23 protein-coding genes are annotated in these 26,875 nt (G+C 70.6%); 12 read left to right on the plus strand and 11 right to left on the minus strand.

The annotated features are described in order from the left end of the window. Positions 1-2: 2 nt before the first annotated feature. On the minus strand, positions 3-989 hold the full coding sequence (locus ABZV06_RS22785) for a LacI family DNA-binding transcriptional regulator (RefSeq protein ID WP_355623979.1): 987 nt from the start codon (positions 987-989) through the stop codon (positions 3-5). Positions 990-1,210: 221 nt separating this feature from the next. Here ABZV06_RS22785 and ABZV06_RS22790 point away from each other — a divergent pair, with 221 nt between their 5' ends. From ABZV06_RS22790 to ABZV06_RS22820, 7 genes are read left to right on the plus strand one after another with little or no spacing between them, the layout of a single operon-like run. Then, a complete protein-coding gene (locus tag ABZV06_RS22790) occupies positions 1,211-2,533 on the plus strand; it encodes an extracellular solute-binding protein (RefSeq protein ID WP_355623982.1) in 1,323 nt (440 codons plus the stop codon). Continuing rightward, a complete protein-coding gene (locus ABZV06_RS22795) occupies positions 2,534-3,511 on the plus strand; it encodes a sugar ABC transporter permease (RefSeq protein ID WP_355623985.1) in 978 nt (325 codons plus the stop codon). Then, positions 3,508-4,362 (plus strand): carbohydrate ABC transporter permease, encoded by an 855-nt coding sequence (locus ABZV06_RS22800; RefSeq protein WP_355247298.1) that lies wholly within the window; start codon positions 3,508-3,510, stop codon positions 4,360-4,362. The genes ABZV06_RS22795 and ABZV06_RS22800 overlap by 4 nt, the downstream gene beginning before the upstream one ends. Continuing rightward, a complete protein-coding gene (locus ABZV06_RS22805) occupies positions 4,359-5,192 on the plus strand; it encodes a TIM barrel protein (RefSeq protein WP_355247295.1) in 834 nt (277 codons plus the stop codon). The genes ABZV06_RS22800 and ABZV06_RS22805 overlap by 4 nt, the downstream gene beginning before the upstream one ends. Next, positions 5,189-6,367 (plus strand): Gfo/Idh/MocA family oxidoreductase, encoded by a 1,179-nt coding sequence (locus ABZV06_RS22810; protein WP_355247292.1) that lies wholly within the window; start codon positions 5,189-5,191, stop codon positions 6,365-6,367. The genes ABZV06_RS22805 and ABZV06_RS22810 overlap by 4 nt, the downstream gene beginning before the upstream one ends. After that, the gene (locus ABZV06_RS22815) at positions 6,364-7,260 is read left to right on the plus strand and encodes a sugar phosphate isomerase/epimerase family protein (RefSeq protein ID WP_355623988.1); all 897 of its coding nucleotides are present in this window, start codon (positions 6,364-6,366) and stop codon (positions 7,258-7,260) included. Before ABZV06_RS22810 ends, ABZV06_RS22815 begins: the two co-directional genes overlap by 4 nt. After that, complete coding sequence (locus tag ABZV06_RS22820; protein WP_355623991.1) at positions 7,257-7,769, plus strand: glycoside hydrolase family 16 protein; 513 nt, start codon at positions 7,257-7,259, stop codon at positions 7,767-7,769. Before ABZV06_RS22815 ends, ABZV06_RS22820 begins: the two co-directional genes overlap by 4 nt. Before the next feature lie 690 nt (positions 7,770-8,459). Here ABZV06_RS22820 and ABZV06_RS22825 read toward each other — a convergent pair. Then, the gene (locus ABZV06_RS22825; protein WP_355623994.1) at positions 8,460-9,740 is read right to left on the minus strand and encodes a squalene monooxygenase; all 1,281 of its coding nucleotides are present in this window, start codon (positions 9,738-9,740) and stop codon (positions 8,460-8,462) included. 534 nt (positions 9,741-10,274) lie between these two features. Between ABZV06_RS22825 and ABZV06_RS22830 the strand changes: the two genes are divergently transcribed. Together ABZV06_RS22830 and ABZV06_RS22835 are read left to right on the plus strand one after the other, a co-directional pair. Continuing rightward, entirely contained in the window at positions 10,275-11,345 is a 1,071-nt protein-coding gene (locus ABZV06_RS22830) for an NAD(P)-dependent alcohol dehydrogenase (protein WP_355623997.1), read from the plus strand. A 9-nt stretch (positions 11,346-11,354) separates the two neighbouring features. Further along, positions 11,355-12,731, plus strand: a complete 1,377-nt coding sequence (locus tag ABZV06_RS22835) for an NADP-dependent succinic semialdehyde dehydrogenase (RefSeq protein ID WP_355624000.1) — start codon at positions 11,355-11,357, stop codon at positions 12,729-12,731. Between the two features lie 223 nt (positions 12,732-12,954). Here the strand turns inward: ABZV06_RS22835 and ABZV06_RS22840 are convergent, their stop codons facing one another. From ABZV06_RS22840 to ABZV06_RS22855, 4 genes are read right to left on the minus strand one after another with little or no spacing between them, the layout of a single operon-like run. Then, positions 12,955-13,767, minus strand: coding sequence for an ABC transporter ATP-binding protein (locus tag ABZV06_RS22840; protein WP_355624003.1), 813 nt, complete (start codon positions 13,765-13,767; stop codon positions 12,955-12,957). Next, positions 13,760-14,575, minus strand: a complete 816-nt coding sequence (locus ABZV06_RS22845; protein ID WP_355624006.1) for an ABC transporter permease — start codon at positions 14,573-14,575, stop codon at positions 13,760-13,762. The genes ABZV06_RS22840 and ABZV06_RS22845 overlap by 8 nt, the downstream gene beginning before the upstream one ends. After that, on the minus strand, positions 14,572-15,342 hold the full coding sequence (locus tag ABZV06_RS22850) for an ABC transporter permease subunit (RefSeq protein WP_355624008.1): 771 nt from the start codon (positions 15,340-15,342) through the stop codon (positions 14,572-14,574). The genes ABZV06_RS22845 and ABZV06_RS22850 overlap by 4 nt, the downstream gene beginning before the upstream one ends. 7 nt (positions 15,343-15,349) lie before the next feature. Continuing rightward, the gene (locus ABZV06_RS22855) at positions 15,350-16,324 is read right to left on the minus strand and encodes an ABC transporter substrate-binding protein (protein WP_355624011.1); all 975 of its coding nucleotides are present in this window, start codon (positions 16,322-16,324) and stop codon (positions 15,350-15,352) included. A gap of 237 nt (positions 16,325-16,561) precedes the next feature. Here ABZV06_RS22855 and ABZV06_RS22860 point away from each other — a divergent pair, with 237 nt between their 5' ends. The 3 genes from ABZV06_RS22860 to ABZV06_RS22870 are packed head-to-tail and all read left to right on the plus strand — an operon-like array spanning position 16,562 to position 18,758. Beyond that, the gene (locus ABZV06_RS22860) at positions 16,562-17,800 is read left to right on the plus strand and encodes a flavin-dependent oxidoreductase (protein ID WP_355624014.1); all 1,239 of its coding nucleotides are present in this window, start codon (positions 16,562-16,564) and stop codon (positions 17,798-17,800) included. Beyond that, positions 17,797-18,264, plus strand: a complete 468-nt coding sequence (locus tag ABZV06_RS22865) for a MarR family transcriptional regulator (protein WP_355247250.1) — start codon at positions 17,797-17,799, stop codon at positions 18,262-18,264. Before ABZV06_RS22860 ends, ABZV06_RS22865 begins: the two co-directional genes overlap by 4 nt. Next, complete coding sequence (locus ABZV06_RS22870; RefSeq protein ID WP_355247247.1) at positions 18,261-18,758, plus strand: DUF3237 domain-containing protein; 498 nt, start codon at positions 18,261-18,263, stop codon at positions 18,756-18,758. The genes ABZV06_RS22865 and ABZV06_RS22870 overlap by 4 nt, the downstream gene beginning before the upstream one ends. Positions 18,759-18,987: 229 nt before the next feature. Here ABZV06_RS22870 and ABZV06_RS22875 read toward each other — a convergent pair whose 3' ends face one another. The 5 genes from ABZV06_RS22875 to menD all read right to left on the minus strand — a co-directional run bounded on the left by ABZV06_RS22875 (position 18,988) and on the right by menD (position 26,872). Next, a complete protein-coding gene (locus tag ABZV06_RS22875) occupies positions 18,988-20,463 on the minus strand; it encodes a PepSY domain-containing protein (protein WP_355624017.1) in 1,476 nt (491 codons plus the stop codon). A gap of 159 nt (positions 20,464-20,622) precedes the next feature. Then, a complete protein-coding gene (locus tag ABZV06_RS22880; protein ID WP_355624020.1) occupies positions 20,623-22,743 on the minus strand; it encodes a cytochrome c oxidase assembly protein in 2,121 nt (706 codons plus the stop codon). Between the two features lie 375 nt (positions 22,744-23,118). Then, positions 23,119-23,934 carry a maleylpyruvate isomerase N-terminal domain-containing protein gene (locus ABZV06_RS22885; protein ID WP_355624023.1) on the minus strand — a complete coding sequence of 272 codons (816 nt, stop codon included), beginning with the start codon at positions 23,932-23,934 and terminating at the stop codon, positions 23,119-23,121. Between the two features lie 172 nt (positions 23,935-24,106). Next, complete coding sequence (locus tag ABZV06_RS22890) at positions 24,107-25,174, minus strand: methyltransferase (protein ID WP_355624026.1); 1,068 nt, start codon at positions 25,172-25,174, stop codon at positions 24,107-24,109. Positions 25,175-25,210: 36 nt separating this feature from the next. Next, positions 25,211-26,872: a 2-succinyl-5-enolpyruvyl-6-hydroxy-3-cyclohexene-1-carboxylic-acid synthase gene (gene menD / locus ABZV06_RS22895; protein ID WP_355624029.1), complete on the minus strand. Its 1,662-nt coding sequence runs from the start codon at positions 26,870-26,872 to the stop codon at positions 25,211-25,213. Positions 26,873-26,875 lie beyond the last annotated feature (3 nt).

The raw sequence follows: 26,875 nt of genomic DNA on the forward strand, positions 1-26,875 counted from the left end.
GGTCACCGGCGCGGAGCCGGCCCGCTGGACTGCCGGATGGTCAGGTGCGTGGGCAGCAGCACGGTCTGACGGGACGCCGTTTCCCCCAGGTGCTCAAGGTGGTCCAGCAGCATCGACACCGCCACCCGGCCGGCCTGTTCGATCGGCGCGGTCAGGGTGGTCAGCGGCGGGCTGCAGAAGTCGGCACCGAAGATGTCGTCGCAGCCCACCACACTGATCTCGCCGGGGACGTCGACGCCGCGTTCGGCCAGCCGCCGCAGGATGCCGATCGCCAGCAGGTCGTTGAAGGTGACGCCGGCGGTGGCGCCGGTGTTCAGCAGCGCGTCCGCGGCGACCGACCCGGAGCTGCGGGACACGCCGAACGGTCCGACGCGGGCCGCGGTGAGGCCGTGTCGGGCCATCGCGGTCCGCATTGCCCGCCACCGGGCCTGGTCGGCCCAGGAGGACGACGGTCCGGCGACGTACGCGATCGCCTGGTGGCCCAGCGAGACCAGGTGCTCGACGGCTTGCCTCACCCCGTCGGGGCTGTCGATGACGACGCTGCGGACCCGGGGGACGTTGCGGTTGACGGTGACGACCGGCAGTTCGGCGGCAATGTCGGAGAGGGTCTGCTCGGGAAGGCGGGAGGCGGCGAGGATCACCCCGTCGATCGACCGGCGCACCTTGTGCAGCAGGTGGTTCTCCAGCTCGGCCGAGTCCTCGGTGTCGATCAGCAGCAGGGCGTGGCCGGCGGCGCGCAGTTGTTGCTGCGCGCCGCGGATCAGTCCGAAGAAGAACGGATTCGTCGCGTCCGAGACGAGCAGGGCGACCGTTTCGGTACGCCCCGACGACAGCGCCCGCGCCTGGGTGTTGGGTACGTAGTTCAGCTGGCGGGCGGCGGCCTGGATGCGTTCCCGGGTGACCCGGTTGACCCGGTCGGGCCGGCTCAGCGCCCGGGACACGGTGGAGGCGGCAACGCCGGTGAGGGCAGCGATGTCGGCGATGGTCACGCGGCCCTCCCGGCGTGACGCCGGACGGGGGGAGGACGCGCCTTCGGGGTTCATACAATCAGCAGAGCATCGATGGCAATTAATGGCAACCGATTGCCATTCGGTTTCCAAGGTTGTTACGTTCCCTCGCACGTCTCATCGAACCGGGGGAATGCCCGGGCGTCTGGCTATGTGTTCTCCACACCAATCTTCTCCGGACAGCCACCACCCAAGGAGCAGAGATGAACGCCACCCGTGCGCTTCTCGCGGCGGCCCTGGCCGTCACGGTCGCCATACCCGTCACCGCCTGCGATCCCGGTAGCTCTGCCGAGGGTGGCGGGACGCTCAACGTGCTCATCGCGGCGAACTCGATCTATCCCGAGGAGCAGAAGCAGTGGTTCGCCGACGTCTCGGCGAAGTTCCAGCAGCAGGCCGGGGCGAAGGTCACGTTCGAGACCTTCGCCAGCCCCACCGACGAACTCACCAAGATCCAGACATCGATGCTCTCCGGGCAGGGGCCGGACGTCTATGCCCTCGGCACCACCTTCACCCCGACGGCATACTCCACCGGCGCCTTCGTCGGCCTCACCGCCGACCAGTGGACGAAGGTCGGCGGCCGGGACCGGTTCCTGCCGGCCACCCTCGGCATCTCCGGCCCGGACGCCACGCACGAGGTCGGCATCCCCTTCAGCAGCCGCCCGTTCGTCATGGCGTACAACAAGGAACTTCTGGCCGCGGCGGGCATCGACAAGCCGGCCAGCACCTGGGACGGCCTGCGGCAGCAGGCCAGACAGCTGACCGGGGCCGGCAGGTACGGCCTGGCCGTGGCCTACGGCGACGGCTTCGACCCGTGGAAGTTCATCTGGGCGATGAGCATCCAGGCCGGCAACCCGCTGATCTCCGACGGCAAGGCACGCCTGACCGATCCGGTCACGGTCAAGGCATACCAGACGTACCTCGGCTGGCTCGCCACCGACAAGGTCGTCGACCCGGCGGCGACCGGCTGGAAGAACGCCCAGGCCATCGCCGCGTTCGGCGCCGGCAAGGCCGCCTTCCTGCCGATGGTCTCGGCGACCTCGAAGGTCACGCTGGACAAGTCCGCGGTCGCCGGTAAGTACGGCTACGCCCTCATGCCGACCGTCCCGCCGGGCGCCACCAGCCTGCCGTCGGGCGGCGTCGCCGCCACCAGCATCCTCTCCGGTGACAACCTGGTGATTGCCAAGTACAGCAAGAACCAGGACCTGGCGCTGCGCCTGGTCAACATGCTGACCACCGCCGAGTCGCAGGAGACCTACTACCGGACCTTCGGCGAGTTGCCGACCAACGCGGAGCTGGCGAACCGGCTGGTCGCCGACCCGGCGCTCGCCGCCATCGTGGACTCGGCGTCGAAGGCGCACGGCACCCCGTTCCACGGCGGGTGGAGCAAGGTGCAGCTCGCGCTGGTCAACGTGGTCGTCCAGTCGGTGCCGAACCTCGCCGCCGGCAAGGTCGACGACGCGTCCCTCAACGACCTGCTCACCCGGGCCCAGTCCGAGGCGCAGGCCGCGCTGAACAAGGCGAAGTAGATGACGGTCACCGACCCAGCGACGGCGGACGCTCCGGGCACCGGCGAAGCGCGCCGGGTCGGGGTGGCCCGCCCGTCCCCGCCGCGCCGCCGTCGCGGCTCGACCGCCGGCGGTGCCGCGGTGTGGCTACTCGCGCCCGGCGGCCTGCTCACCCTGACCGTCATCGTCGTGCCGTTCGTCGTCGCGCTGGTGATGTCGCTGCTCGACCTCGACCAGTACACCTTCCGGCAGTGGCTGTCGGCGCCGTTCGTCGGCGCCGGCAACTACGTGGAGGCGGTGGGCCGCACCAGCCTGCCGCACGCCATCTGGGTCAGCGGCTCCGCGGCGGTGATCGCGACGCTGCTCGCGTTGCCACTGGGGGTCGCCGCCGCGCTGACCACCCACCTGCCGTTCCGCGGGCGGTCGCTGATCCGGTCCCTCTACCTCATCCCGTACGTGCTGCCCGCCTTCGTCGTCGGCACCATCTGGCGGATCATCCTGCAACCCGACGGGGTCGCCAACCAGGGCCTGGCGAGCCTGGGCATCGCTGGCGGCCTGTGGCTGAACGGGCCGAAGAGCTACTTTGCCCTGATCGTCGTGCAGGCCTGGTCGGGCTGGCCGCTGGTCTACCTGCTCGCCCTGGCCGGCCTGCAGAGCATCGACGACAGCCTGCACGAAGCCGCCGCGCTCGACGGCGCGCAGTGGTGGGCGAAGCTGCGCCACGTCATCCTCCCGCTGCTGCGCCCCCCGGTCGCGCTCGCCGCGATCATTTCCCTGCTGCACATGGTGAACAGCTTCACCCTGCCGTTCGTGCTGTTCGGCGTCCCGAGCCCGCACGACGTGGAGGTGCTGCCGGTGCTGACGTACGTGGAGAGCTTCCAGAACCTGCGGTTCGGGCTGAGCGCGGCGATGGCCGTGATCTCGTTGGTGCTGATCCTGGTCCCGCTGCTGGTCTATCTGCGCACCGTCAAACTCGACGCGCCGGAGGCCGCCGCATGAACTCCGTGCATCGCCTGCTGCCGCGACCACTGCAGATCGGCCTGACGCTGATCCTGTTGACCATCGTCGGCGCGCCGGTCGGCTACGTCTTCTTCGCCTCGGTCAACACCGACCTGGCCGTGGCCGGCGGTGACTTCTGGCCGGAGCGGGTCAGCGTCGACAACTACGTCCGGATCTGGTCGACCGTTCCGCTCGGCCGGGGGCTCGCGAACAGCCTGCTCGTCGCCGGCACGGTGGCGGTGACCTGCGCGGCGGTCGCGGTCTTCTCGGCGTACGTCCTGGTCCGGCATCGGTTCCGGGGCCGGCGCACCGTGCTGCGCGCGTTGCTGGGCATGCAGTCGATCCCCGGCACGCTGCTGCTCCTGCCGGTCTTCGTGCTCTTCGCGACGATCGGCAGCAGCCTCGGTGTGCCGACGATCGGCACCCGGTGGTCGCTGGTCGTCACCTACCTCACGTTCGGACTGCCGTTCTCCACCTGGATCATGGTGACCTACCTGCGGGAGCTGCCCGGCGAGCTGATCGAGGCCGCCCGCGTGGACGGTGCCGGGAGCTGGCAGATCATGCTGCGTATCGTCATCCCGCTGAGCTGGCCGGGCCTGGTCGTCGCGGCGATCTTCGCGTTCCTGCTCGGCTGGAACGACGTGCTGTTCGCCTCGGTCATGACCGACGTGGACACCCGCACCGCGGCGGTCGTGCTGCAGGTCTTCGGCGCGGCGCAGGAGGGCGGGGCGATCCCGCCGTACGGGCAGATGATGGCCGCCGCCCTCGTCTGCGCGGCCCCGGTGGTCGCCCTCTACCTCGCCTTCCAGCGGTACATCGTCAGTGGGCTGACCGCGGGAGGTGTGAAGTGACGGCGTGGACGCTGTCCGGGTTCGGCGACGAGATCGATCCCGACCCGGCGGTGCAACTCGCGGTGCTCAATGCCCTCGGTGCCCGGCACATCGAGGTGCGCAGCGCGTGGGGCACCAACGTGGTGGAGCTCGGCGACGCCCAACTGGACGCCCTGGCGGAGGCGGTCGACGCGCGCGGCATGGCGGTTTCGGCGGTCGCGTCGCCCGTCGGAAAGGTCGACGTGACCACCGAGGACGGCGGTGAGCTCCACCGGCTACGCGCAGCCGTGGCGGCCGCGCACCGGCTGGGCAGCCGGTACGTCCGGATCTTCTCCTTCTACCGCCCGACCGGGGTCGCCCCGGCCGAGGTCCGCGCGGCGGTGCTGGCGCGGATGCGGGCCTTCGCAGCCCTCGCCGAGGACTCCGGCGTCGTGCTGCTGCACGAGAACGAGAAGGACATCTACGGTGATGTACCGCGGCGGATCGCCGACCTCGTCGAGTCGGTCGACTCGCCCGCGCTGCGCGTCGCCTGGGACAACGCGAACTTCGTGCAGGTCGGGGTGCGGCCCTACGACGACGGGTACGCGCTGCTGCGCCCGCACCTGGAGTACCTGCAGGTCAAGGACGCTATCGCAGCCACCGCGGAGGTCGTGCCCGCCGGCCACGGCGACGGCCAGCTGCTGCGGACGCTCACCGCGTTGCGCGACGACGGCTATGCCGGCTTCGCCTCCCTCGAACCGCACCTCGCCAGCCAGCACGACCTCGGCGGATTCTCCGGCCCTGCCGAGTTCGGCCGGGCGGCGCGCGCGTTCGTGAACCTCACCGCCTCGATAGGAGTGCATCTTCGATGACCGTTCTCAACGTCGTGATCACGGGCAGCGGGGTCATCGCCCGCACCCACGCCGGGGCGATCCTGCGGCACCCCGGACTGCGCCTCACCGCGCTCGCCGACCCGGACCCGCAGGCCAACGACCGGCTCGCCGGGTGGATCGGCGAGCAGGGCGGCCCGCCGCCGGCCCGGTACGCCTCGTTGGGCGAGGCCCTCGCGGCCGAGGCGGCGGACCTGGTGGTGGTCTGCACTCCCAGCGGTACGCACGCCGACCTCGCCGAGGAGGCCCTCGCGGCCGGCGTGCACGTGCTCGTCGAGAAGCCCCTCGATGCCTCCCTGCCGGCGGCCCGCCGGATCGCCCGGGCCGCCACGGACGCCGAGGCGGCCGGTCAGGTCTGCGCGGTGGTCTGCCAGCACCGGTTCGACCCGGCGAGCGTCGCGGTCGCCGCCCGAGTGCGCGCCGGCGACCTGGGGCGGCTCACCTCGGCGGTGGCCAGCGTGCCGTGGTGGCGGGGCCAGCGGTACTACGACTCGGCGGGCTGGCGCGGCACCTGGGAACAGGATGGCGGCGGCGCCACCATAAACCAGGGCGTGCACACCGTGGACCTGCTGCTGTGGCTGTTCGGCCGGCCCGAGGAGGTGTTCGCCTACACCGGCGTCCTCGCCCACGAACGGGTCGAGGTGGAGGACGTCGCCGTGGCGGCGATCCGGTTCGCCGACGGGGCGCTCGCCGTGCTGCACGCCACCACCGCGGCGTACCCGGGCCTCGGCGTGCGGTTGCAGGTGCACGGCTCGCAGGGGTCCGCGGTGGTCCACGACGACCAGTTGGAATACCTGCACACCGCCGACGGCCCGGACCCGTCCGCGTACGCCGACGGGCCCGACCGGTCCAGCGACGCCGTGCCACCGTCACAGCTGCGGGGGGCGACCAAGCCCGACGACGCCTTCGTGAACGGACACCTGCGGCAGTACCACGACACGGTCGAGGCGATCCTCGGCGGCCGGCGGCCGGGGGTCACGGCGGTCGAGGCGCTGCTCGATGTCGCCGTGGTCAAGGCGGTCTACCTCTCGGCGCACCTGCGTCGGCCGGTGTCGGTGCCGGCGGTGCTCGCCGGTGACTTCGACGACGCGCTCGCCGCCGTCGAGGGCTCCGCGGCCACGGTGTCGTCCGTCCTGCGGGCGGGGGTGGCGCGATGAGGTGGTCGGTGTTCACGGCGTCCACGCCGGACTGGACGCCGGAGGAGGCGGTCGGGCAGTTGTCGACGCAGGGCTGGGACGGTGTCGAGTGGCGGGTCACCGACCAGGAACCGGCTCGACCGCCCGGGTTCTGGGCCGGCAACCGGGCGACCATCCCGTTGACCGGGCTGGAGGGTGAGCTGACCCGGATCGCCGCGATCACCCGCGAGGCCGGGCTGGCGCTGTCCGGCCTCGGCGCGTACGTGCCGGCGGCCGACCACGGCAACGTCGAGCGGGTGTTGGCCGCGGCCGCCGCGCTGGGCGCGGAACGGGTCCGGGTGACCATGCCGCAACTGGGCAGTGGCGACTATCGGGAGCTGATGGCCGGCGCCCGCCGGGACCTGGCGTGGATCGCCGGTCGGGCGGCGGAGCACGGGGTGACCGCGCTGGTCGAGCTGCACCACGGCACCATCGTCGCCTCGGCGTCGGCGGCGATGCGGCTGCTCGACGGCCTGCCGCCGGAGCATGCCGGGGTCATCCACGACATCGGCAATCTGACCATCGAGGGTTTCGAGGATCCGCTGGCCGGTTTTCAGATGCTCGGCCCGTACCTGGCGCACGTGCACGTGAAGAACGTCGCGTGGCGGGTGAGCGGCACCCGGGACGACGGGGGACCGCGCTGGTCGGCCGAGTGGGCGCCGTTGCGGGAGGGGCAGGCCGACCTGGCGGCCTATCTCGGCGCGCTGCGCCGGGTCGGCTACGACGGGTGGGTGACGGTCGAGGACTTCTCCACCGCCGTGCCGCTGGCTCAGCGGACCCGGGACAACCTGGCCTACCTTCGGGAGTTGGATCTATCGGTACGCGCGGACAAGTGCGGGCCTCTAACGGCCGCTCGTACATCTCGCACCGAATGAACACCGGCAACAAGTTCAGCGTGCAGTACGGCCGGATCGAGGCCCGCATCCGGGTGCCGAAGGGCAACGGGCTCTGGCCGGCGTTCTGGATGATGGGCGCCGACTTCCTCAGCGGGCGGCCGTGGCCGTACAACGGGGAGGTCGACATCATGGAGGTCCTCGGCCGCAACACGCTGGAGGCATACTCCACCCTGCACGCGCCGGCCTACAACGGCGGCAACGGGTACGGCCAGAAGTACCCGTCACCGGGCTGGGTGGGCCTCTCCGGCGGCTTCCACGTCTGGTCCGCCGAGTGGGACAGTCGCGGCATCACCTTCAAGATCGACGTGCAGACGGTCTTCGTCGCCAGCAAGGCCACTGTCGAGTCGACCCGTGGGCCGTGGGTCTTCGACCACCCGTTCTACCTCATCCTCAACCTCGCCGTCGGCGGCGACTTTCCGGGACCGGTGGACGGCACCACGCCGTTCCCAGCGCGGATGCTCGTCGACTACGTCCGCGTCTACCAGTAGCCCGGCCCCGGAGAAGTCCTCATGTCCCTGCCAACATTTCCGACACCGGCTCGCGGGCGGCTGCGTACCGCTGTGCTCGCCGTGGCGCTTGTCGCCATACTCGGCGGGACGCCGTGACGGTCGTACCTTCTCGCCGGCCCGGTACCGGGCCGGCGAGGCTGTGCGCCCCGCCCGCCGGGCTGCTGCTCGCCCTCGGGTCGGCGGCCAGCTGCTCCACCGGGCCGGCCACGGAAGGGGCCGCGCCGGCACCCGTCGTGTCGATCCCGGCCACGCCGACGCTCGGCGGCACCTTCTCCAGCTTCCTCCGACATCGGCGAGCGGCCCTTGACGCCACGCTGCCTGGCCTCGTTGTGCAGCTACGCCTTGGTGCGGCCCTGCGTCCCCGTGTGGCAACGTGTACCGCTGCGGTGAGCCGAGGAGACATCATTCACCGAGGAACGTCGGCTAACAGCTCGGAACGGGTCTCGCCGAGCTGTTAGCGCATTTGTTCTTGGTAGCGGGCATGTTGGCGCTGGTGGCCGATCCTCGCCGTGCCCCTCACCATCATCTGGAGTCCGAGCTGACGGTCGAGGTGAGTGAAGGGCGCGTTCCCATCACCCATAGCGTGTTTGCCACGAGTCGGCATTGATCCCACTGCGGAGCGGTTACGGCCGGCTGATGCGTCCGGTGATCTCGGCGGCCCCCGGGCGGTCAGGCCGGGACCCGATCCGCAACCTCCGGTGCGAAGAGCGCCGCCGGTGGGTCCATGAGGTGGGTGACACGGAGGAACGCGGTGGCCAGCACCGGGTCTTCGGTGGCGGCCGAGCGCAGCCGGGTCAGGTAGGCCCCACGCTCCCGGTCGAGCATGGACCGGTCACCGACCGCCTTCGGGAGGCTCAGGTCGTTCGCGGCGACCGCCGACCACGGTACGTCGATGAGGGCCGCGGTTTCGGCGAAGAACCGGTCGGCCAACCCGTCGGTATCCTCCTTGAGGAGCCGGCGCAGGATGGCCGCCTCCAGAGCGGCCACCGTCATGCCCTGGCCGTAGATCGGGTTGAACGAGCACATCGCGTCGCCGGTGACCAGATAACCCGTCGGAAATCGAGCGGTGCGGTCGTAGCGCAGCCTGGTGCTGGCCGGGTAGCGCATCTTCACCGGAGCGCCGAGGGGTTCCGCGCTGCGCATGACCGTGGCGACGTCCGGGCTGTCGAGCGTCTCGGCGAACGCCAGCATGCCCTCGTCGTCGGTCGGCGGCGCTTCGCCGAAGCGGTCACTGATGCTGACGATCCAGGTGTCGTTTTCCTGAGCGAGGACGAAACCGCCGTGCAGGTTGCCCGGGTAGGCGTTGACCGAGGCACCGGCCCGGCCGTCGAGCTGTCGCGGGTCGCGGCGGTAGCGGCGGGTCACGTACACCGTCGGTACCTCGATGCGCTCCTCCTCGACCTGCGGGTAACCGAGAGCGGTCAGCAGGTGTCGGCTGCGCGAGCCACGCCCGCTGGCGTCGACCACCAGATCGACGTCGTCGAAGACGACCCGCTCACCTCCGACGGTCGCCGTCACTCCGGTGATCTGGTCATGCTCGGCCGTGTAGAGCAGGTCGTCGACCGCGTGGCCTGGCCGCACAACCACGTTGGGTAGCCCCTGAACCCGGCGCCGGATCACGAACTCGATGAGGGGACGGCTCGCGGCCAGCACGATCATGCCGGACGGTCCCTCGGCGAGCGGTCGGCCCCCCAGCCACCACCGCATGTCCTCCTGCACATCGAAGGGGGGTGCACCCAGTGCCGCCAACTCGGTGCTGAACCCGTCGAAGAGGTCGTCCATCTCCTGCCGGCCACGCGCGAGCAGGCCGTGCACGTGGCCGCTCTGCGGCACGCCGCGTCGTGGCTCCGGTCGCTCGGGCAGCACGTCGCGGTCGAGCACGACGACGTCCTCGAAGGACTCGTGCAGCGCCCGCGCGGCCAGCAGCCCCGCCAGGGAGGCGCCGATCACCACTGCTCGACCATTTTTTGATATGCCCATACGAATCCGGGTTTCCTGTCCTCGGCTGTTGTCGAAGGCGACGCTAGCCTGCTCGTGACCGGGGAAGGAAATGTCGTTCGCGTCGTGCGGCGCTGGTCCAGTTTCTGTCCAGTGGCCGCCACCGCGATCTACCCGGCCGCGAGCGTATGGCACCTGCTGTTTGTTTCCGAAGTTGCCCATTGGCTCGTTCAGCGTTCGTTCAGTGTTATCTGGCGGAAGTCCATTCTCCGGTAAGTCAGTGGTCGGCGGATCTGGGCGATCTGTACGCCGGATCGCGATGCTGGCCCCACTCGGCTAGCCCTGAGCGGCGGGCATTGGGTAGCGACCGGCCGCACTGGAGCGGGGTGGAGTCGACCGCCTCGCTGCCGTTCCGAGCGCCGACCTGCGGACACTTCTCATCCGAGCGCATAGCCCTTCGCTGGCGTTGGAACCTATCCACTGTTCGTTCACTATGCGGTCATACGGTCGGCTGGCTGGACCGATCCCAGAGGCTAGGAGGACGAGATGAAGATGCGAGCGGCTCGAATGTACGGCTACAACGAACCGTGGAGACTGGAAGAGGTCCCGGTACCGGACATCAGTGCCGACGAGGTTCTGGTGAAGGTTGCCGCTACGGGTATGTGCCGCAGCGATTACCAGCTCATCCATGGTTACTTCAAGACGGCCGCGCCGATGGAGTTCCCGGCCATCCCGGGACACGAGATCGCCGGACACGTGGCCGGGGTGGGTTCCGCCGTGCCGGGATCGGCCGGGCTGTCCGACGGCGATCTGGTCGTGGTGAACCCGGGTTGGGGTGACGGCACCTGCCGGCAGTGCCACGAGGGCAACGAGCAGCTCTGCAGTGGGACCGGCTCGTGGCCCGGGTTCGGCCCGCCCGGCGGCTTCGCCGAGTACGTCGCAGTGCCGTACCGCCACCTGATCACGGTGGACCCCGGTGACCAGAAGCCGGAGAACTTCGCGCCGCTGACCGACGCCGGCCTGACTCCGTACCGTGGGATCAAGAAGCTGGCGGCGGCCGGGAAGCTGGGTCCGGGCCGGACAGTGGTGGTGGCCGGCATCGGCGGGCTCGGCAGTTACGCCGTCCAGTACGCCAAACTGCTCGGTGCTGGCGCGACGGTGGTCGCCTTCTCCCGCACCGACGACAAGCTCACGGTGGCCCGGGAAAACGGGGCCGACCACACCGTCAACACCCGCGACAAGACGGCCGAGCAGGTGCAGGACGAGATCGAGGCGGCGACCGGTCGCCGGACGGTCGACGCCATCCTGGACTGCGCCGGTGCCAAGGAGTCGATCGCCCTCGACTTCTCGATCCTCGCACCGGAGGGCGCGGTCGCCTCGGTCGGCCTGATGGGCACCAAGGTCGAGGTGCCATTGAATGTGATCGTCGGGACCGAGCTGTCCTACTTCGGATCATTCTGGGGTAATTACAATGACCTTACCGAGGTCCTCGCGCTCGGTGCGGCCGGCCGGATCAAGCACACCATCACCACGGTGAAGCTCGACGACATCAACGAGAACCTGGAGGCGCTGGGCCGCGGAGACGTGGTCGGCCGCCAGGTCGTCGTTTTCGACTAGGGGACCCCGATGCCGATCGCAACCATCAACCCGGCTACCGGCGAGACCGTGCGGACCTTCGAGGCGCACCCGCGCGAGGAGGTGCTGCGGCGGATCGCCCAGGCCGCCGACGCGGCGGCAACGCTGCGCTCCACCAGCTTCGCGCAGCGGGCGACCTGGATGAACGCCGCGGCCGACGTGCTCGAGTCCGAGATCTCGGACGTGGCCCGCATGCTCACCCTGGAGATGGGCAAGCCACTGTCGCAGGCCGTCGCCGAGGCCAACAAATGCGTGCACGGCATGCGGTTCTACGCACGGAACGCGGAGAAGTTCCTCGCCGCCGAGCCGCTGGACGACCCGGGAGCCGTGCACGCCAGCCAGGCCTGGACGGTCTGGCAGCCGCTCGGCGTGGTACTTGCCGTGATGCCGTGGAACTTCCCCCTGTGGCAGGTGATGCGCTTCGCCGCGCCCGCGCTCATGGCGGGCAACGCGGGGCTGCTCAAGCACGCCTCCAACGTCCCCCAGGCCGCGCTCTACCTCGACACGCTCTTCGAGAAGGGTGGCTTCCCGTCCGGTTCCTTCCGGACCCTGCTGATCTCCTCGAAGGACATCGAGCCGGTCATCACGGACGACCGGGTCCGGGCGGTCACCCTGACCGGGTCGGAGCCGGCCGGCCGGTCGGTCGCCGCGATCGCGGGACAGCATCTCAAGCGGACGGTGCTGGAGCTGGGTGGCTCCGACCCGTTCATCGTGATGCCGAGCGCCGACCTGGACGTGGCCTCGACGACCGCCGTGCGGGCCCGTGTGCAGAACAACGGTCAGTCGTGCGTCGCGGCCAAGCGTTTCATCGTGCACGACGACGTCTACGACGAGTTCGTCCGCCAGTTCGTGGCCAAGATGGGCAAGTTGGTCGTCGGCGATCCGATGGACGACGGTACGGACGTCGGCCCGCTGGCCACCGAGGCGGGGCGCCACGACCTCGGCGAGCTGGTCGACGACGCGGTCGCCAAGGGCGCGGAGGTGCTCGTCGGCGGCTCCGTGCCGCCCGGGCCCGGCTGGTACTACCCGCCCACCGTGCTGGCCGGTCTCACCGACGACATGCGGATCGTCTCCGAGGAGGCGTTCGGCCCGGTCGCGTCGGTGTACCGGGTGGCCGATCGGGCGGAGGCCGCCCGGATTGCCAACCAGACCACGTTCGGTCTCAGTTCGGCGGTGTGGTCCGGCGATGCCGAGGAGCAGCAGTGGTTCGTCCACAACCTGGACGCCGGCATGGTGTTTCTCAACGGCATGACCGAATCCTTCCCCGAGTTGCCATTCGGCGGTGTCAAGAACTCGGGGTACGGGCGGGAACTCACCTACGCAGGCATCAGAGAGTTCTGCAATCTGAAGACGGTCTGGAAGGGCTGATGGTCACCAGCCAGAACCCAACCTCCTCGGGGTCGGCCGCAGACCAGTTCATCACGCTGGTCGGCCGCGCGTAATTTCGGTGATCTCCCGTCCGGCGGGCCCGCCACGGGCCTGCCGGACGGGAGACGGCCATCTCCGGCCGGGCGAACATCCACCGCACTGGCCCCGGGCGGCCCGGTCGCGTGCCGGCGGCTACGGGCCTTGCCGGGGTCGGCGAGGCGCGTCACGATGCCGGGTGGGGCGCCGAGGCCGGCGCACGCTTGGCCCGCTGGATCTGCGCGTAGACGTGGGTCCGCAGCTCGGTGAACCGGGGCAGCGCCCGGGTGGTGAGCTGATCGCGCTCTGACGGGAGGTCGATCACGAGGTCTTCCTGCACCCGGGTCGGCGAGTGGGACAGGACGAGCACGCGCTGGCCCAGATACACGGACTCGTCGATGTCGTGCGTCACGAAGACAGTGGAGATACCGCGGTTCAGGTGCAGGTCGCGTACGAGGTCCTCCAGGTCCGCGCGGGTCTGCGCGTCCACCGCCGCGAACGGCTCATCCATGATCAACACTTCGGGCCGGTACGCGATGGCGCGCGCGATGGCCACCCGTTGCTGCATCCCGCCGGAGAGCTGCCACGGATGGCTGCGTGCCGACTGCGGCAGTCCGACCGCGTCGAGGGCGTCGGCGACCCGCCGGTCGCGTTCGGCGCGGGAGAGCTTCTTGTGTCGAAGGGGAAGCTCCACATTGCCCCGGACCGTCAGCCAGGGATAGAGGCTGCGGCCGTACTCCTGGAACACCACTGCCATCGCCGGGCTCGGGCCCGTCACCGGAGATCCCTCCATCGTGACGACGCCGCTGGTGGGCCCGAGCAGTCCGGCGAGGCATTTCAGCAGGGTGGTCTTTCCGCAGCCCGACGGGCCGACGACGCACAGCAGTTCGCCGGGCATCATGGTGAAACTAAGATCCCCGATCGCCTCGACCTCGCCCCGGCCGGAGGCGTAGACCTTGCGCAGGTGCTCGACCCGCAGCAGCGGACGTGCGTCAGGCACGGGTGACCTCCCTCATTCCGTGGTACCAGCGCAGGACGCGGCGTTCGACAACGCCGAAGGCCACGGCGAGGAGGACGCCGATGAGGCCGAGCAGGAGGATGCCGCTCCACATCTCGGCGATGAGGTAGTTCCGCTGGAAGTAGGCGATCCGGTAGCCGAGGCCGGCCGAGGACGCGAACATCTCCGAGATGACCATGAGGATCAGGGCCACCGAGAGTGCCTGCCGTACGCCGGTCATGATGCGCGGACTCGCCGCCGGGAGGATCAACAGCCACACCCGTTCCCACCGGGAGATCCGGTACGAGTCGGCGGTCTCCAGCATCACGCTGTCGGTCGCCCGGACGCCCTCGATCGTGTTCAGCAGGATCGGCCAGATCGCGCCGGAGGAGATGACGACGACCTTCATGGTGTCGGTGATGCCGAGCAGGAGCATCGCGACCGGAATCAGCACCGGTGGCGGAATCGCGCGGAAGAACTCCAGCAGCGGTTCGAGGATCTCGCGTAGCGGGCGGAACCGGCCGATGAGGACGCCGACGGCGACGCCGAGCATGATCGACGCGAACAGGCCGGCCAGCAGCCGGTACACGCTCGGCAGCACGTCGTCGACGAACGCCGGGCCGATCCAGGTCTGCCGGAACGCGTCGAGGAGCGGGCGGGGGCCGACGAGGAACCGGTTGGCCGACCGGGTGGACCAGACGGCCCAGAGCCCCACGGCCAGGATGGGAAGCCCGACCGCGTACAGGACGTCCTCGGCGACCCGGACGCCGAGGCCGCGAGGGGCGGTCCTGCCCGCACCGAGGGCGGTCATCGGGTTGCCTCGTCCGCGAGCACCGACTGGTGCCAGGCCAACGAGCGGCGTTCGGCGAAGCGGAACACGACGTTCACCACCACGCCGAGGAGCCCGGTGACCACGACGAGGCCGTACAGGCCGACGGCGTCCCCGGTGGAACGCGACAGCTCGATCATGCGTCCGAGGCCGGGGTTACCGATCACCATCTCCGCGGTGACGGCCAGGATGAGCGCGACCGCCGCGGCGAGGCGCAGGCCGGTCATCAGGTACGGCAGAGCGGTCGGAAGGACGAGATACCGCAGCCGCTCGTAGCGGGTGAGGCCGAAGCTCCGCGCGGTGTCCCGGGCGACCGTGTCGACGTCGGCGACGCCGTAGATCACCTGCACGAACACCTGCCAGAACGCCGCGTAGACGATGATGACGAGTGCGGCGCGCATCTGCAGGCCGAACATCAGCACGGCGAGGGGGATCAGCGCGACCGACGGCACCGGCCGCAGGAACTCGACTGTCGTGTGCGTGGCGCGACGCAGGAACGGCACCAGCCCGACCACGGTCCCCAGCGCGACCGCCGCGAGCGTCGCCACCGTCAGGCCGATCGCCCACGACGTCATGGTGAGCCGGAGCCGCCGCCAGAACGCCAGGTCGCGGACCTCGTGGAGCAGCCACCCGAACACGTCCGTCGCGTACGGCAGGTCGTGCCGGTCGACCAGCCCCAGAGCCGGGATCAGTTGCCAGACGACGAGGAACCCCAGCAGACCCACGGCGCCCAGCAGGACCTTGCGCATCGGCCGGCTACTGCTGCTGAATGAGGCGGTCGAAGTCGGGTCGCCGGTCGAGGACGCGGTACTTCTGGGCCAGCGTCGCCAGTTGCTCCAGGCCGGTCCGGTCGAGCTCCCACCCGAACGCCGGGAGCCGTACCGAGTCGGCCACCGGCTCCGGCAGTTCGAGGTTGTCCTTGATGGCCTGGCGGAGGTCCTTCTCGTTCGCCGGAACCTTGGCCCAGGTGAGCGTCTTCTTCATCGCCGACGAGAAGTCCGCCACCAGCGTGGCGTCGGAGTCCTTCAGCTTGCTCGACGTGATCGTGGTCAGGGTGGTGAGTCCGGGAACGGTGGCCTGGTAGGGAGCGACCACGAGAACGTCACCACGCTTACGCATCTGGGTGATGAACGGCTCGGTCACCCAGGCGGCGTCGATGTTGCCGGCGGCGAGCTGGGCCGGTGCGTCCGGAAAGGCCACTTCGACGAACTTGATCTTGGTGGGATCGCCGCCGTCCTTCTCGACCGCCGCCATGATCGTGACGTCGCCGGCGGCGCCCAGGCTGTTCACCGACACCTTGCGTCCGGCGAGCTGGGCCGGCCGGGTGATACCGGACTTCGCGGACGCCAGCACGGCGTTGATGTCGTCGCCGTCGGCGTAGGACGACGCGTAGTTTCCGATGATCACCACGCCGAGGTTCTGCAGATCGGCGCGGAACGGGCCGAACGGCTGGCCGATGGCGAAGTCGATGTCGCCGTTGATCATGGCCGGGATGGCCTGGGCGCCGCCCTGTGCGGGCACCACCTCCACGTCGAGCCCCTGCTCCCGGAAGATGCCCGCCTTGATGCCGCCCCACAACGCGGCGGTCTCGCTGATCGGCAGCGCCGCCACGCGGACCTTCCGCAGGTCGCCGCTCGCCCCGGGGGACGGATCGGTGGCATCGGAATCCGTGCAGCCGGTCAGGGCGATCACGACGCCGGCGAGAACAGCGAGGGCGGTGACCTTCTTCATGGACGGGCCCTTCCGTGCGCAGCGCGTGTGCAGCCTGAGGAGTGGGGTCGACGGAGTGCCGAATGCATCCGACCGCGTCGATCAGCGTCATGCAGAAGCGATTGATTGTCAAGAATTCCAAAGGGCGAATCGCATAGCGGTGCGAGTGGCCCGAGGGCGATGAGAACACGTCTTGACGGTCGACGATTTTGTGACCAAACTGTGCGGTTGGTGGCGCGGGGCGGAGAGGGCGACGACGTGGCAATCGTGATCGTGGGCGCGGGTATCGGCGGCCTCACCACCGCTCTCAGCCTGCACCGGGCTGGCTTCCGTGAAATCACCGTCTACGAGCGCGCCGCCGCGCTGCGCCCACTCGGCGTCGGAATCAATCTGCTCCCGCACGCCGTCCGCGAGCTGACCGAATTGGGTCTCGGGGAACGCATGGAAAGGCTGGGCGCCGCACCCGGCACGCTTGCCTACTACAACCGCTACGGTCAGCAGATCTGGAGCGAGCCACGCGGACTGGACGCCGGATATCGCTGGCCGCAGCTTTCCGTGCACCGCGGCCGGTTCCAGCTGGAACTGCTCGACGTGGTGCGGGAACGGCTGGGCGCCGACGCGGTGCGCACCGGGCACCGGCTCGTCGGCGTCCGCGACGGCGTCGCGCACTTCGAGACGGCGACGGGGGAGGTGGGCGTCGCTGGCGATCTGATCGTCGGAGCGGACGGCATCCACTCCGCGCTGCGCCGCCACCATCGGCCCGGCGAGGGGGCGCCACTGTGGAACGGGCTGACACTGTGGCGGGGGACGGCACGGGCACCCGGATTCCTGGACGGGCGAACCATGATCATGGCTGGGGACGCGGACCAGAAGTTCGTGGCGTACCCGATAGGCGCCGGGCTCATCAACGTCGTCGCCGAGCGGCGCGGGCCCGGTTTCGCCGGGCCCAACGCGGACTGGAACCGGACGGTCGACCCCGCGCCGGTCGTCGCGCTCTTCGCGGACTGGCGTTTCGCGTGGCTCAACGTGCCGGAACTGCTGGCCGCGGCCGACGAGATCCTCGAATACCCCATGGTGGACCGCGATCCGATCGACACGTGGACCCACGGCAACACCACGCTGCTCGGCGACGCGGCCCACCCGATGTATCCGAACGGCTCCAACGGGGCGTCGCAGGCGATCCTGGACGCACGTACCCTCGCCTTCCACCTCGCCACCGCGCCGACGGTCCGGGCGGCGCTCGACGCCTACGAGGCGGACCGGCGGCCCGCGACCACGGCGCTCGTGCTGAGCAACCGGCGGCAGGGCCCGGAACAGGTGATGGTGCTCGCCCACGAGCGCGCGCCGGACGGGTTCACGCACATCCACGACGTCATCCCGCCGCAGGAGCTCACCGCTATCGCCACCGGCTACAAGAAGGCGGCCGGTTTCCTACCCGCCGACCTCAACGAACGGGCCTCCCTGACGCCGATGGCCTTCCCGGGCGTGCTGCCGTGACCGGCCCGGAGCCGCCCGAACTGGACGCGGTGCGACTGGCGTCGGTGATCTCACCGCTGCGCCGCACGCTGCTCGCCGCAGCCCGGGCCGCCGAGCACCTGCCGGAGATCCCGGACGCGCAGATCGAGATCGTGCGGGCCCTGCCCCGGGGCACCGTGGCCGGCCCCGGTGAGCTGGCCGAGCGGCTGCGCCTGAGCCGATCCACGATCAGCAACCTGCTCACCGCGATGGAGGGCAACGGTCTCGTCGAGCGCCGCCCCCGTCCCGGCAACCACCGCCACGTCGACGTCCTCGCCACAGCGAAGGCCCTCGACCTGTTCGACCGCTTCGACCTCGCGAGCGGAGACCTGGTCGCCCGCGCCGCGGCGACCCTGCCGGCGGCGGACCGCGCGGCCCTCGCCGCCGCGGTGCCCGCGCTGGAACGCCTCCGCGACGCCCTCGCGCACGCCAAGGACACTCCATGAGTACGCGCCGACCCGCCGGTCGGGACGCGGTGACCGCCCCGCCGGTTCCCGGGCTGGAGGCCGCGTTCGAGGTGGAGGTGCGGCTGGGCGCGCTGGAGGACCACGGGCTGACCCGTGCCGGTCACCGTCGCGTGGTGCCTGTTGTCGGCGGCCGGATCACCGGTCTCTTCGAGGCCGACATCCTGCCCGGCGGCGCCGACTGGCAGGTGGTCCGCCCCGACGGCGCGATCGAGATCGACACGCGCTACTCGGCGCGAACCGCCGCCGGCGGTCACGTCTACCTACGTACGTTCGGCGTCCGCAGCGGCCGCCCGGAGATCCTCGAGGCGTTGCTGCGCGGCGACGCCGTCGAGGTGTCCGAGTACTACTTCCGCCTGGGCGTACGACTGGAGACGTCGATGCCCGCGCTGGCCGTCCTGGAGCAGTCCGTTTTCGTGGCGTCGGCGATCCGCGAGGCCGACCGGGTGCGCTACACCGCCTACCGCGTCACGTAGCTCTTCCCGCCCAGGGCTGCGACAGGGCGCGCTTGTCGTTTCGGACCCGGCGGAGGTAGCAGGGCGGGGGTTCGAGTTGCCGCGGACAACGGCGATGCCTCCACCGTCGGAGAGCTGTTCCGCAAGGTACCCCTCTGGACATCTCGGGCGTCTGCGCGGATACCCGACGCCGCACGCGCGGGGTTCGGCCGCCCATCCGCCGGACGAGCGGCCGAACCCCGCCGGTGCGTCAGCTGCCGGCTGGCGCGGGGGAGGTGGGGACCGCAGCGGGACGCCGCCGCCGCGACACCGCGCCCGCTACGACGTCGATGACGAGGAACGCCAGCAGGGTGAGCCCGAACAGCGGCAGCGCCCAACCGATCGCCGCGATCACTGGTACGCCGATCAGCAGTGACCAGAGGGGCAGGCTCCGGACGCCGCCGCGGGCCGGTTGGGTGCCGGTGAGGGCGCGCCGGTTGGTGCGGGTGGGTCGGCGTTGCCACCACATGCGGTAGCCCCAGACGATGACGCAGAGCAGCCCGAGGGCGAGCGCGGCGAGCAGGATCTGGTTGACCGGTCCGAAGAGGATGCCCATGTGGGCCTGGATGCCGAGGCCGCTGAGTTGGGCCAGCAGGGGCCAGTCGGCGAAGTCGCTGCGGGCGGTGATCGTACCCGTGGCGGGGTCGACGGCGACCCGGTCCTTGGCGATGGGCCAGGTGTTGTCGACCTGCGTAACGGTCCAGGCGGAGCCCGGCTCCACCGCCGGGGCGATCTCGACCGGGCCGGAGAGACCCGCGGCGCGGGCGGCCGTCGACACCTGGTCGAAGGTTGCCGACACCACGACTCCGCCCGCTGCGGTGGCACCGTGCTCGTGGCCGCCTTCGGTCTCGGCTGGTACGGCCGGATCGGTGGTGAGGCTGGTGGAGATTTCCGGAGCGCGGGCCTGGAGCGCGTCGAGGCCGGCGCCGAAGTTCGCCCCGGCGTAGCGGGACCAGGTCAGTCCGGTGGCCGAGAGGAACAGCAGGCCGACGGTGAGCCAGATGCCGGTGGTGGCGTGCCAACCCCGGGTGCGACGGACGCCCTTGCCGGCGGACAGGTCCGGCACGAGCAGGTGTCGGGCGGTGGCCCGGTTGGCGCTGCGGCGGCGCCACCAGAGGATGACGCCGCCGAGCGCGATCACCCACAGCCAGCTCGCGGCCAGTTCGGAGTAGTGCCGACCCACCACGCCCAGGTGCAGGTTGCGGTGCAGGTCGTCCAGCCAGGTGGTGGCCGGGGTGGAACCGAACCACGTGGTCAGTTGGCCCTTGACCTGCGCCGTGTACGGGTCGACGTAGACGGTGTGCTGCTTCTCGCCGAGCTCCGGCAGGGAGAACGTCACACGGGTGCTCTGGTCACCGGCGCCGGGCTGCACGATGGCGATGCTGCCGTCGGGATGCGCGTTGCGCGCCGCTCCGATCTGCTCCGCAAGCGGCAGCGGACGGTCGCCCACCTGGGCGACGGTCAGTTGGTCGCCGTAGAGGATCTGGTCCAGCTGCGGGGTGGTGGTGTAGGCCAGCCCCGTCAGTGCGGCGACCACGAGGAAGGGGGCGACGAGGATGCCGGCGTAGAAGTGCAGCCGGAGCAGCAGCGCGCCGAACGGCGACGTACGCCGGGCCGGTCGAACTGGTGTTTCGGCGTCTGTGGTGGGTTCCGGCATCGGCGCGCCGGACAGTTCGGTGAGAGACATGGTCGTCCGATCGGAATTGGCGAGAAGCACCCAGGGGGTGTTCCTCCTGCTGGCATGGTCGCCCGGTGGTTCGTCGCTTCAGCTCCGGCCTCGTGAGGTAGTCGGCCGAACGGGCCCTGCGGTTCCAGGGAATGTGGCGGACCAGGATGGGTACCGGGGTCAGCGCTGGTCGGGCCTGGTCGTGCGCCGTGGACCGCTGTCGGCCTGCCCTGCCGCGGAGAGGAACGCGTTGTAGCGGGCGAGGTCGTCCTCCCCGCCGGTGGCGTCGGCCCGGTCGGCGGCCCGGTCCAGGCGGGCCTGCTCGCGTTGATCGGCGCGGATCCACTGCCGAATGAGGACGATCATGACGACGACTGCGGGCAGTTCGCCGAACGCCCAGGCGATGCCGGCGCCGAGCTTCTGGTCGGTCAGCAGCGACGATGCCCAGGCGGGGTGCACAGCGACATACCAGTCGGGGGCGATGAGGGTGGTGGTCTGCATGAGGATCAAGCCGAAGAAGCCGTGCGCCATCATCGACGCCAGATGGATGATCACCAGCAGCGGATGGGGGAGGCGTCGGCTGCCGGGGTCGACGCCGATGAGCATCCAGAACAGCAGATAGCCGGCGACGACGAAGTGGGCGAGCATCGCGAGGTGTCCGAGGTGGGAGCGCATCAGCACCCCGAGCAGGTTGCTGAAGTAGAGGCCGAACAGGCTGGCGGTGTAGATGCCGAGCGCGACGAGCGGGTGCGTGAGCACTCTCGTGACGCGGCTGTGGATCAGGATCAGCAGCCACTCCCGGGCACCACGTACCCGCGGGTCGGCTGGTCGGCGCAGGGCGCGTAGGGCGAGGGTGACCGGGGCGCCGCCGACCAGCAGGATCGGCACCAGCATCGACAGCACCATGTGCTGGGCCATGTGGGCGCTGAACAGCACGTAGGCGTAGCGGGCGACGCCGAGGTCGGTGGCCGCCGCCAGCAGCAGGATGCCGCCGAGCCAGCTCGCCGTCCGGGCGACGGGCCACCCGTGGCCCGCGACGTGCATCCGTCGTACGCCGGCCAGGTACCCGCCGATGCCGAGGACACAGAGGGTCAGGAAGAACATGTCCGGCAGTGGCTGTCCGAGGAGGCGTCCCGCGCTGGGCGCCGCGGGCATCGGGAAGCCGAGCAGTTCGGTGATCGGGTCGAAGTCGATGCCGGCTTCGGCGACGGGGGTGGGGCTGCGCGAGAGCGCCACTGCCAGCCCCACGGTGGCGGCGAACACGATCAGCTCCCCGGTGGCCAGTCGGCCGAACGCCCACCGCCTTCCGGTGCGCATCGCCGGCAGGGTGCGGGAGCGGTGTACCGCGCCGAGCGCACCGAGGATCAGCAGGGCGGCGACCTTGCCGAGGATCAGCCAGCCGTAGCGGGACTGGCAGAGTTGGTCGATCGTGCCGAGGCGGACGGCGGCGTTGGCCAGCCCGCTCACCGTTACGGCCACGAAGCAGCCCAGGGCGAGGCGGCTGTACCGGGCGGCGGCCTCGACCAACAGGCGGCTGCGCCGCACCATCAGCAGGGCGACGAGCCCACCGACCCACACTGCGGCGGCAAGGACGTGCAGGGCCAGGCTGGTCACTGCGACCTGATGATTTCCCGCTCCGGCGGCGTGACCGGTGAAAGCCGGCGGAAGCACGGCGACCAGCGCCAGGATCGAGACCGTCGCGGCGAGCCCTCGGGACACCCCGACGCGTGCCAGCAGCGCCACGGTCAGAGCGAGCCCGGCCTGCAACATCAGTGACTGGCCTTGCGGGATCGTGGTGGCGAAACTGACCACGGTCGCGGGCTTGAGCGTCCCCAGAGGTTGCCCGAGCAGGTCGGAGACCGTCAGTACAGTCAGCGTCAGTGCCGCGATCGTCCATCCGAGCGCGGCGAGGCTCGCTCGCCGCAGGAGCAGGTAGCCGTGGGGCGAGACGCTGCGTCCGTCGCCGGGCAGCAGAAACGCAGCGGCCACCGCCATGCCGACGGTGAGGGTGCCGAGGCCGTTCGAGAGCAGCCGGATGACCGGCAGAGCCCACGTCGTTGCCGGTCCCGCGTCCGGCAGGCCGGGTATCGCGGCGGTGAGGGCACCGCCGACCCGCAGGCCGAGCAGCAGCAGAGCGAGGCCACCGGCACCGACGGCGGCAGGGCCCAACCAGGGGTACGCCCCGGGTGTCGCGCGGTGCGCGTTTCGGGACTGTCCCACGGACGTCGCCGGCGCCTCGAAGGTGGCCCGGGTGTTATCGGGATCGTCGGAGGCGAGCTGCCGGGAATCTGTGTCGGACACGTGTTGACCTTGACCTCTGAATCAATGAAGTGACACGACCGCACGGGAGCGGTTCAGTCATCGACGCTTCGCCAGCGGCAGCCAGGGCGACGATCGAGCGTCGCGGTGAGCCGAAAGGGCCGGTAGTACGCATCAGTTCGTCCTCCGATGGTTGCTTCTGCTCGTTGGTCGGTCGCCACGGCCCGAAAGTTCCAGCGGGCGGGCAATCGCCGTCAAGCGGTCAAAACGGCGGACGGTCCGCGCAATGGCCGGCCTTTTCGTGCAGGTCATGCCGCTGGGTGGCCGCAGGCGTCTGCCGTGCCCGGGTGGGGTGGTGCCAGGCTGGTGAGCCCCTGCTGATCGATCAATCGTGGTGCTGGTGACCGGCGCGGGTGCTCAGGGTCTGGTGAACACGGTGCCGACGGCGGTGGCGAGCCAGGGCTTGCGACCGCCGGCCAGCAGTCTGCCGCGGGCGATCTGGCTCCACTGGCCGGTGCGACCGAAGCCGACCTCGAGGAACGCGGCGGGGTCGGCGGAGACCCAGCAGTCCGGCCTGGCCTGCGCGGTCGACCTGCCGATCACCGCGGTCCCGTGGTCGATCTCCACCAGATAGCGCGGGCCGCCACGCAGCCTGATCTCGATACTCGCGCGGACGTTCGCAGCGCGTTTCCGGTTGAGGTATCGCGGCATCATCGTCAGTACGCCGTCGAGCACCAGCAGCGCGTCCGACCGGTCGATGCGCCACGGCTGTCCGCCCGCCCGCGCGATGTCCAGCCCGTGCACGACCAGTTCGCCGAGCAGCGCCGAGCCCATCGTCCACCAGCTCAACGCGAGGCCGTTGCTGACGACCAGCGGTTGCGCCGGCGGTTCCACGGCCAGGAATCCCGTCACCGCCGGCAGCAGCCGATCGGCCAGCGAGGCGAGGTCACGATCGGGATCGGTACGCAACTGCGCGGCGTTCGCCTCGGCGTTGCGCCGCGACGGGTGGTCGCCTCCGACGGGGTTGTTCCGTGCCTGCGCGTACGCGGTGTAGTTGACGAACTCGTTCACCAGGTGCGCCGCGGTCTCACCGGCGGTCCAGCTCAGCCCGGGAACTGCGGCGTCTGGAGAGTGTGCGGCCCGGATCACCGCTGCCGCGCGGACAGCGGCATTGCGGATCGCGTCGGACAGTGCCGCTCGTCCGGCATCGGGCACAGCGTTGATCTCCGGCATGAGTCATCCCATCGTTTCGTCGAGCGGACCCCGTTCGACTGATCATCTGAGGACCGTGCTGAGTGCCCGAACCGCAACGACGACCGGGCAACCCGCGATCCGCGTGCAGCTCGGCCGTCACCAGCCCCAGCCGGCCGGCGCAACGCGTGCAGAACAGCGACTGCTGCGGGTCTCACGCCGCGACGGCCTCGATCGCGCTCTCGGCCCGCGGATCGTGCCGGGACGCGGGGTGTACGGCCACCACATCGAAGCCGCTGCGGCCGATCAGCTCCCGGTACTCCCCGTCGGTCCGGTTGCGTCCCTCCACCATGGCCAGCATGAGCAGATCGAAGATCTTGGCCTGGCTCGGTCCGGGGCCGTCCGGGACCACCTTCTCGAGCACCACCAGGCGCGCTCCGGGTCGCATCGCCTCGCGTACGGTCCGCAGGATGGCGACGGCCTTGTCGTCGCTCCAGTTGTGCAGGCAGCGCGCCAGCAGGTAGAGATCGCCATCGCCGGGCACCCGGTCGAAGAAGCTGCCCTCCACCAGTGTCACCCGGTCCGCGACACCGGCCTCGGCGAAGCGGGTGCGCGCCTGCCGGATCGCCTCCGGCTGCTCGAGCAGGACGCCGCGGGTCTCCGGCCAGCCGGCGAGGAGGGCGGCGAGCAGCGCGCCGTCGCCGCCACCGACATCGACCACGGTGCGGGCCCCGCCGACGTCACACCGGGACAGGGCGGCGGGTACCGTCCGATGGCTGCCAAGGGCGGCGTGGAACGTACGCGCCACCTCGGGGTGAGTGGCGAGGTAGCTGTACATGGGCTGCCCGTACGCCTGGTCGAAGGCCGGGGTGCCGGTCCGGACCGCGTGCGGCAGTTCGGCGAAGGCGCGGAACACCTCCTCGCCCAGCATGACGGCGCTGGCCCGGGCGGACTCGGGCACGTCGCTCCGCAACAGCGAGCCAGCGCCGGTGAGCTCGAACGTCTCGCGTCCCCGCTGGGTGAAGAGTCCGACGGAAGCCAGCGCCCGCAGCAGGCGCAGCAGCGCGTCCGGATCGGCGCCGCACCGCGCGGCCAGGTTCAGCGCGGTCTCCGGACCGTCCGCCAGCAGGTCGGCGATGCCGAGCTTCGCGACCGTGTAGCAGGCCTGGCCCAGCCACGCCCCGGAGAGCAGGCTCTGTAGCAGCGTGGCGTCACTCGGTCGTACCCGTGGCGGGGCCGCCGCCACGGTGTGGTCCGGTTGAGCGTGGAAGGTCGACATCATTTCCCCCAGCGGGCAGACGTGGAGTGGGAGTTCCGCTCACAGGGCCGCTCCGACGGCGGCCATGACGGCCACCGTGAGGCGCCGGTGCAGCGAGGCGTTGTCCCGGCGATCGGTGACCACCTCGATCAGCCGGGGACCGGGCTGGTCGAGCACCGCGAGCAGATCGGCCGTGCCGGCGACCCGCGTGTACGGCCAGCCAGACGCGGCGGCCACGTGTTCGAAGGAGACGCCGTGCGGCGTACCGAAGAGCACCTCGAAGTCGTCGATCGGCCGCCGCACCGGGAGCAGCGAGAAGATGCCGCCGCCGTTGTTGTTGACCACGACGATGGTGAGGTCCGGCCGCGGTGAGCCGAGGCCGGTGACGAGTCCGTTCTGGTCGTGCAGCAGCGACAGGTCGCCGAGCAGCGCGTAGGCTCGGCCGCCGCCCTGCGCCTGGTGGGCCAGCGCGGCACCGATCGCACTGGACACCGCTCCGTCGATGCCGCTGAGTCCTCGGTTGGCGAGGATCCGGACGTCCTGACGCGGTCGCATGGTCTGTTCCAGATCGCGAATCGGCATGCTGGAGCCGGCGAAGAGCAGCGACCCGTCCGGAATCGCCGCCACCAGGTCACGGGCGATGCGCGGCTCGTTGAGATCGGTACGGTCCAGCATGACGTCGAGCGCGCCACCGGCGGCCTTGTCGGCGTCCTGCCACCGGCGCAGCCAATCCGGATCCTGGTCACGCAGCCTCGGCGTACCGAGCCGGGACAGCACCTCGGTGGCGCCGCGGGTGGGGTCGGCCCAGTCGGCGGACGGATCGACGACGAGGTGGTCGCGGGCCTGACCGAGGTAGTCGAGAACCGCGAGGTGGACGCCGGGCCGCCCCATCGTGATCACCATGTCCGGCTCGGCCCTCTTGCGGAACTCCCGATGGCTGAGCAGGTCGCCGTACGTCCGGATGGCGTTGGCACCGTAGCGCGCACCGCTCTGCGGCTCGGCGAGCAACGGCCACCCGGCCTCCTCGGCGAAGGTGACGGCGGCGTGCGGATCGCTCGCGCCGTCGCCGACGACGATCACCCCGCGGGCGGGCACGTCCAGCGTGCGCGGTGGCTCGGGAGCACGTCGGACCCGGGTCCACGGTTCCCCCGGTGGGCGCGCCGACGCCAGCAGGGCCGCCTCGTCCGGCAGTGGGGCCGGTGCGTCGTACGGCTCGTGCAGGCCGATGTTGAGATGCACCGGCCCGTGGGCGCAGCTGCCGAGGGCCCGGGACACTGCCGACCGCCAGTACCGCACCGTGGCCGTGGTGGGTGGCTCGGTGTGCAGTTCGGTGTAGTGGGGCGTCGCCGTTCCGTACAGCCGGACCTGGTCGGTCGCCTGGTTGGCGCCCGTGTCGCGCAGCGCGGGCAGTCGATCGGTGGTGATGACGACCAGCGGCACGCGGCTGTGCCGGGCCTCCAGCACGGCGGGATGCAGGTTGGCTGCCGCCGTCCCCGACGTGCACACCACGGCGGCGGGGCGGCCGCTCGCCCGGGCGAGCCCCAGAGCGAGGAAGGCCGCGGACCGTTCGTCGATGCGTACGTGCAGCCGCATGCCCGGGCACTGGTGGACGGCGTTTGCGAGCACTCCGGAGTGCAGTCCGGGCGAGGCGACCACGTCGGTGACACCACACCGCGCCAGTTCGTCGGCGACAGTGCTGGTCAGGGGATCCGAGAAGTGCACGAT

It is taken from the genome of Micromonospora sp. NPDC005172 (assembly GCF_040608555.1).
Classification (GTDB): Bacteria; Actinomycetota; Actinomycetes; order Mycobacteriales; family Micromonosporaceae; genus Micromonospora.

What these genes read in the sequence shown, in the direction of transcription:
- ABZV06_RS22790 (WP_355623982.1), top strand. Translation starts at nt 1,211, where the DNA reads ATGAACGCCACCCGTGCGCTTCTCGCGGCGGCCCTGGCCGTCACGGTC.
- ABZV06_RS22795 (WP_355623985.1), top strand. Translation starts at nt 2,534, where the DNA reads ATGACGGTCACCGACCCAGCGACGGCGGACGCTCCGGGCACCGGCGAA.
- ABZV06_RS22800 (WP_355247298.1), top strand. Translation starts at nt 3,508, where the DNA reads ATGAACTCCGTGCATCGCCTGCTGCCGCGACCACTGCAGATCGGCCTG.
- ABZV06_RS22810 (WP_355247292.1), top strand. Translation starts at nt 5,189, where the DNA reads ATGACCGTTCTCAACGTCGTGATCACGGGCAGCGGGGTCATCGCCCGC.
- ABZV06_RS22815 (WP_355623988.1), top strand. Translation starts at nt 6,364, where the DNA reads ATGAGGTGGTCGGTGTTCACGGCGTCCACGCCGGACTGGACGCCGGAG.
- ABZV06_RS22820 (WP_355623991.1), top strand. Translation starts at nt 7,257, where the DNA reads ATGAACACCGGCAACAAGTTCAGCGTGCAGTACGGCCGGATCGAGGCC.
- ABZV06_RS22830 (WP_355623997.1), top strand. Translation starts at nt 10,275, where the DNA reads ATGAAGATGCGAGCGGCTCGAATGTACGGCTACAACGAACCGTGGAGA.
- ABZV06_RS22835 (WP_355624000.1), top strand. Translation starts at nt 11,355, where the DNA reads ATGCCGATCGCAACCATCAACCCGGCTACCGGCGAGACCGTGCGGACC.
- ABZV06_RS22845 (WP_355624006.1), bottom strand. Translation starts at nt 14,575, where the DNA reads ATGACCGCCCTCGGTGCGGGCAGGACCGCCCCTCGCGGCCTCGGCGTC.
- ABZV06_RS22850 (WP_355624008.1), bottom strand. Translation starts at nt 15,342, where the DNA reads ATGCGCAAGGTCCTGCTGGGCGCCGTGGGTCTGCTGGGGTTCCTCGTC.
- ABZV06_RS22855 (WP_355624011.1), bottom strand. Translation starts at nt 16,324, where the DNA reads ATGAAGAAGGTCACCGCCCTCGCTGTTCTCGCCGGCGTCGTGATCGCC.
- ABZV06_RS22870 (WP_355247247.1), top strand. Translation starts at nt 18,261, where the DNA reads ATGAGTACGCGCCGACCCGCCGGTCGGGACGCGGTGACCGCCCCGCCG.
- ABZV06_RS22875 (WP_355624017.1), bottom strand. Translation starts at nt 20,463, where the DNA reads ATGTCTCTCACCGAACTGTCCGGCGCGCCGATGCCGGAACCCACCACA.
- ABZV06_RS22885 (WP_355624023.1), bottom strand. Translation starts at nt 23,934, where the DNA reads ATGCCGGAGATCAACGCTGTGCCCGATGCCGGACGAGCGGCACTGTCC.
- ABZV06_RS22890 (WP_355624026.1), bottom strand. Translation starts at nt 25,174, where the DNA reads ATGATGTCGACCTTCCACGCTCAACCGGACCACACCGTGGCGGCGGCC.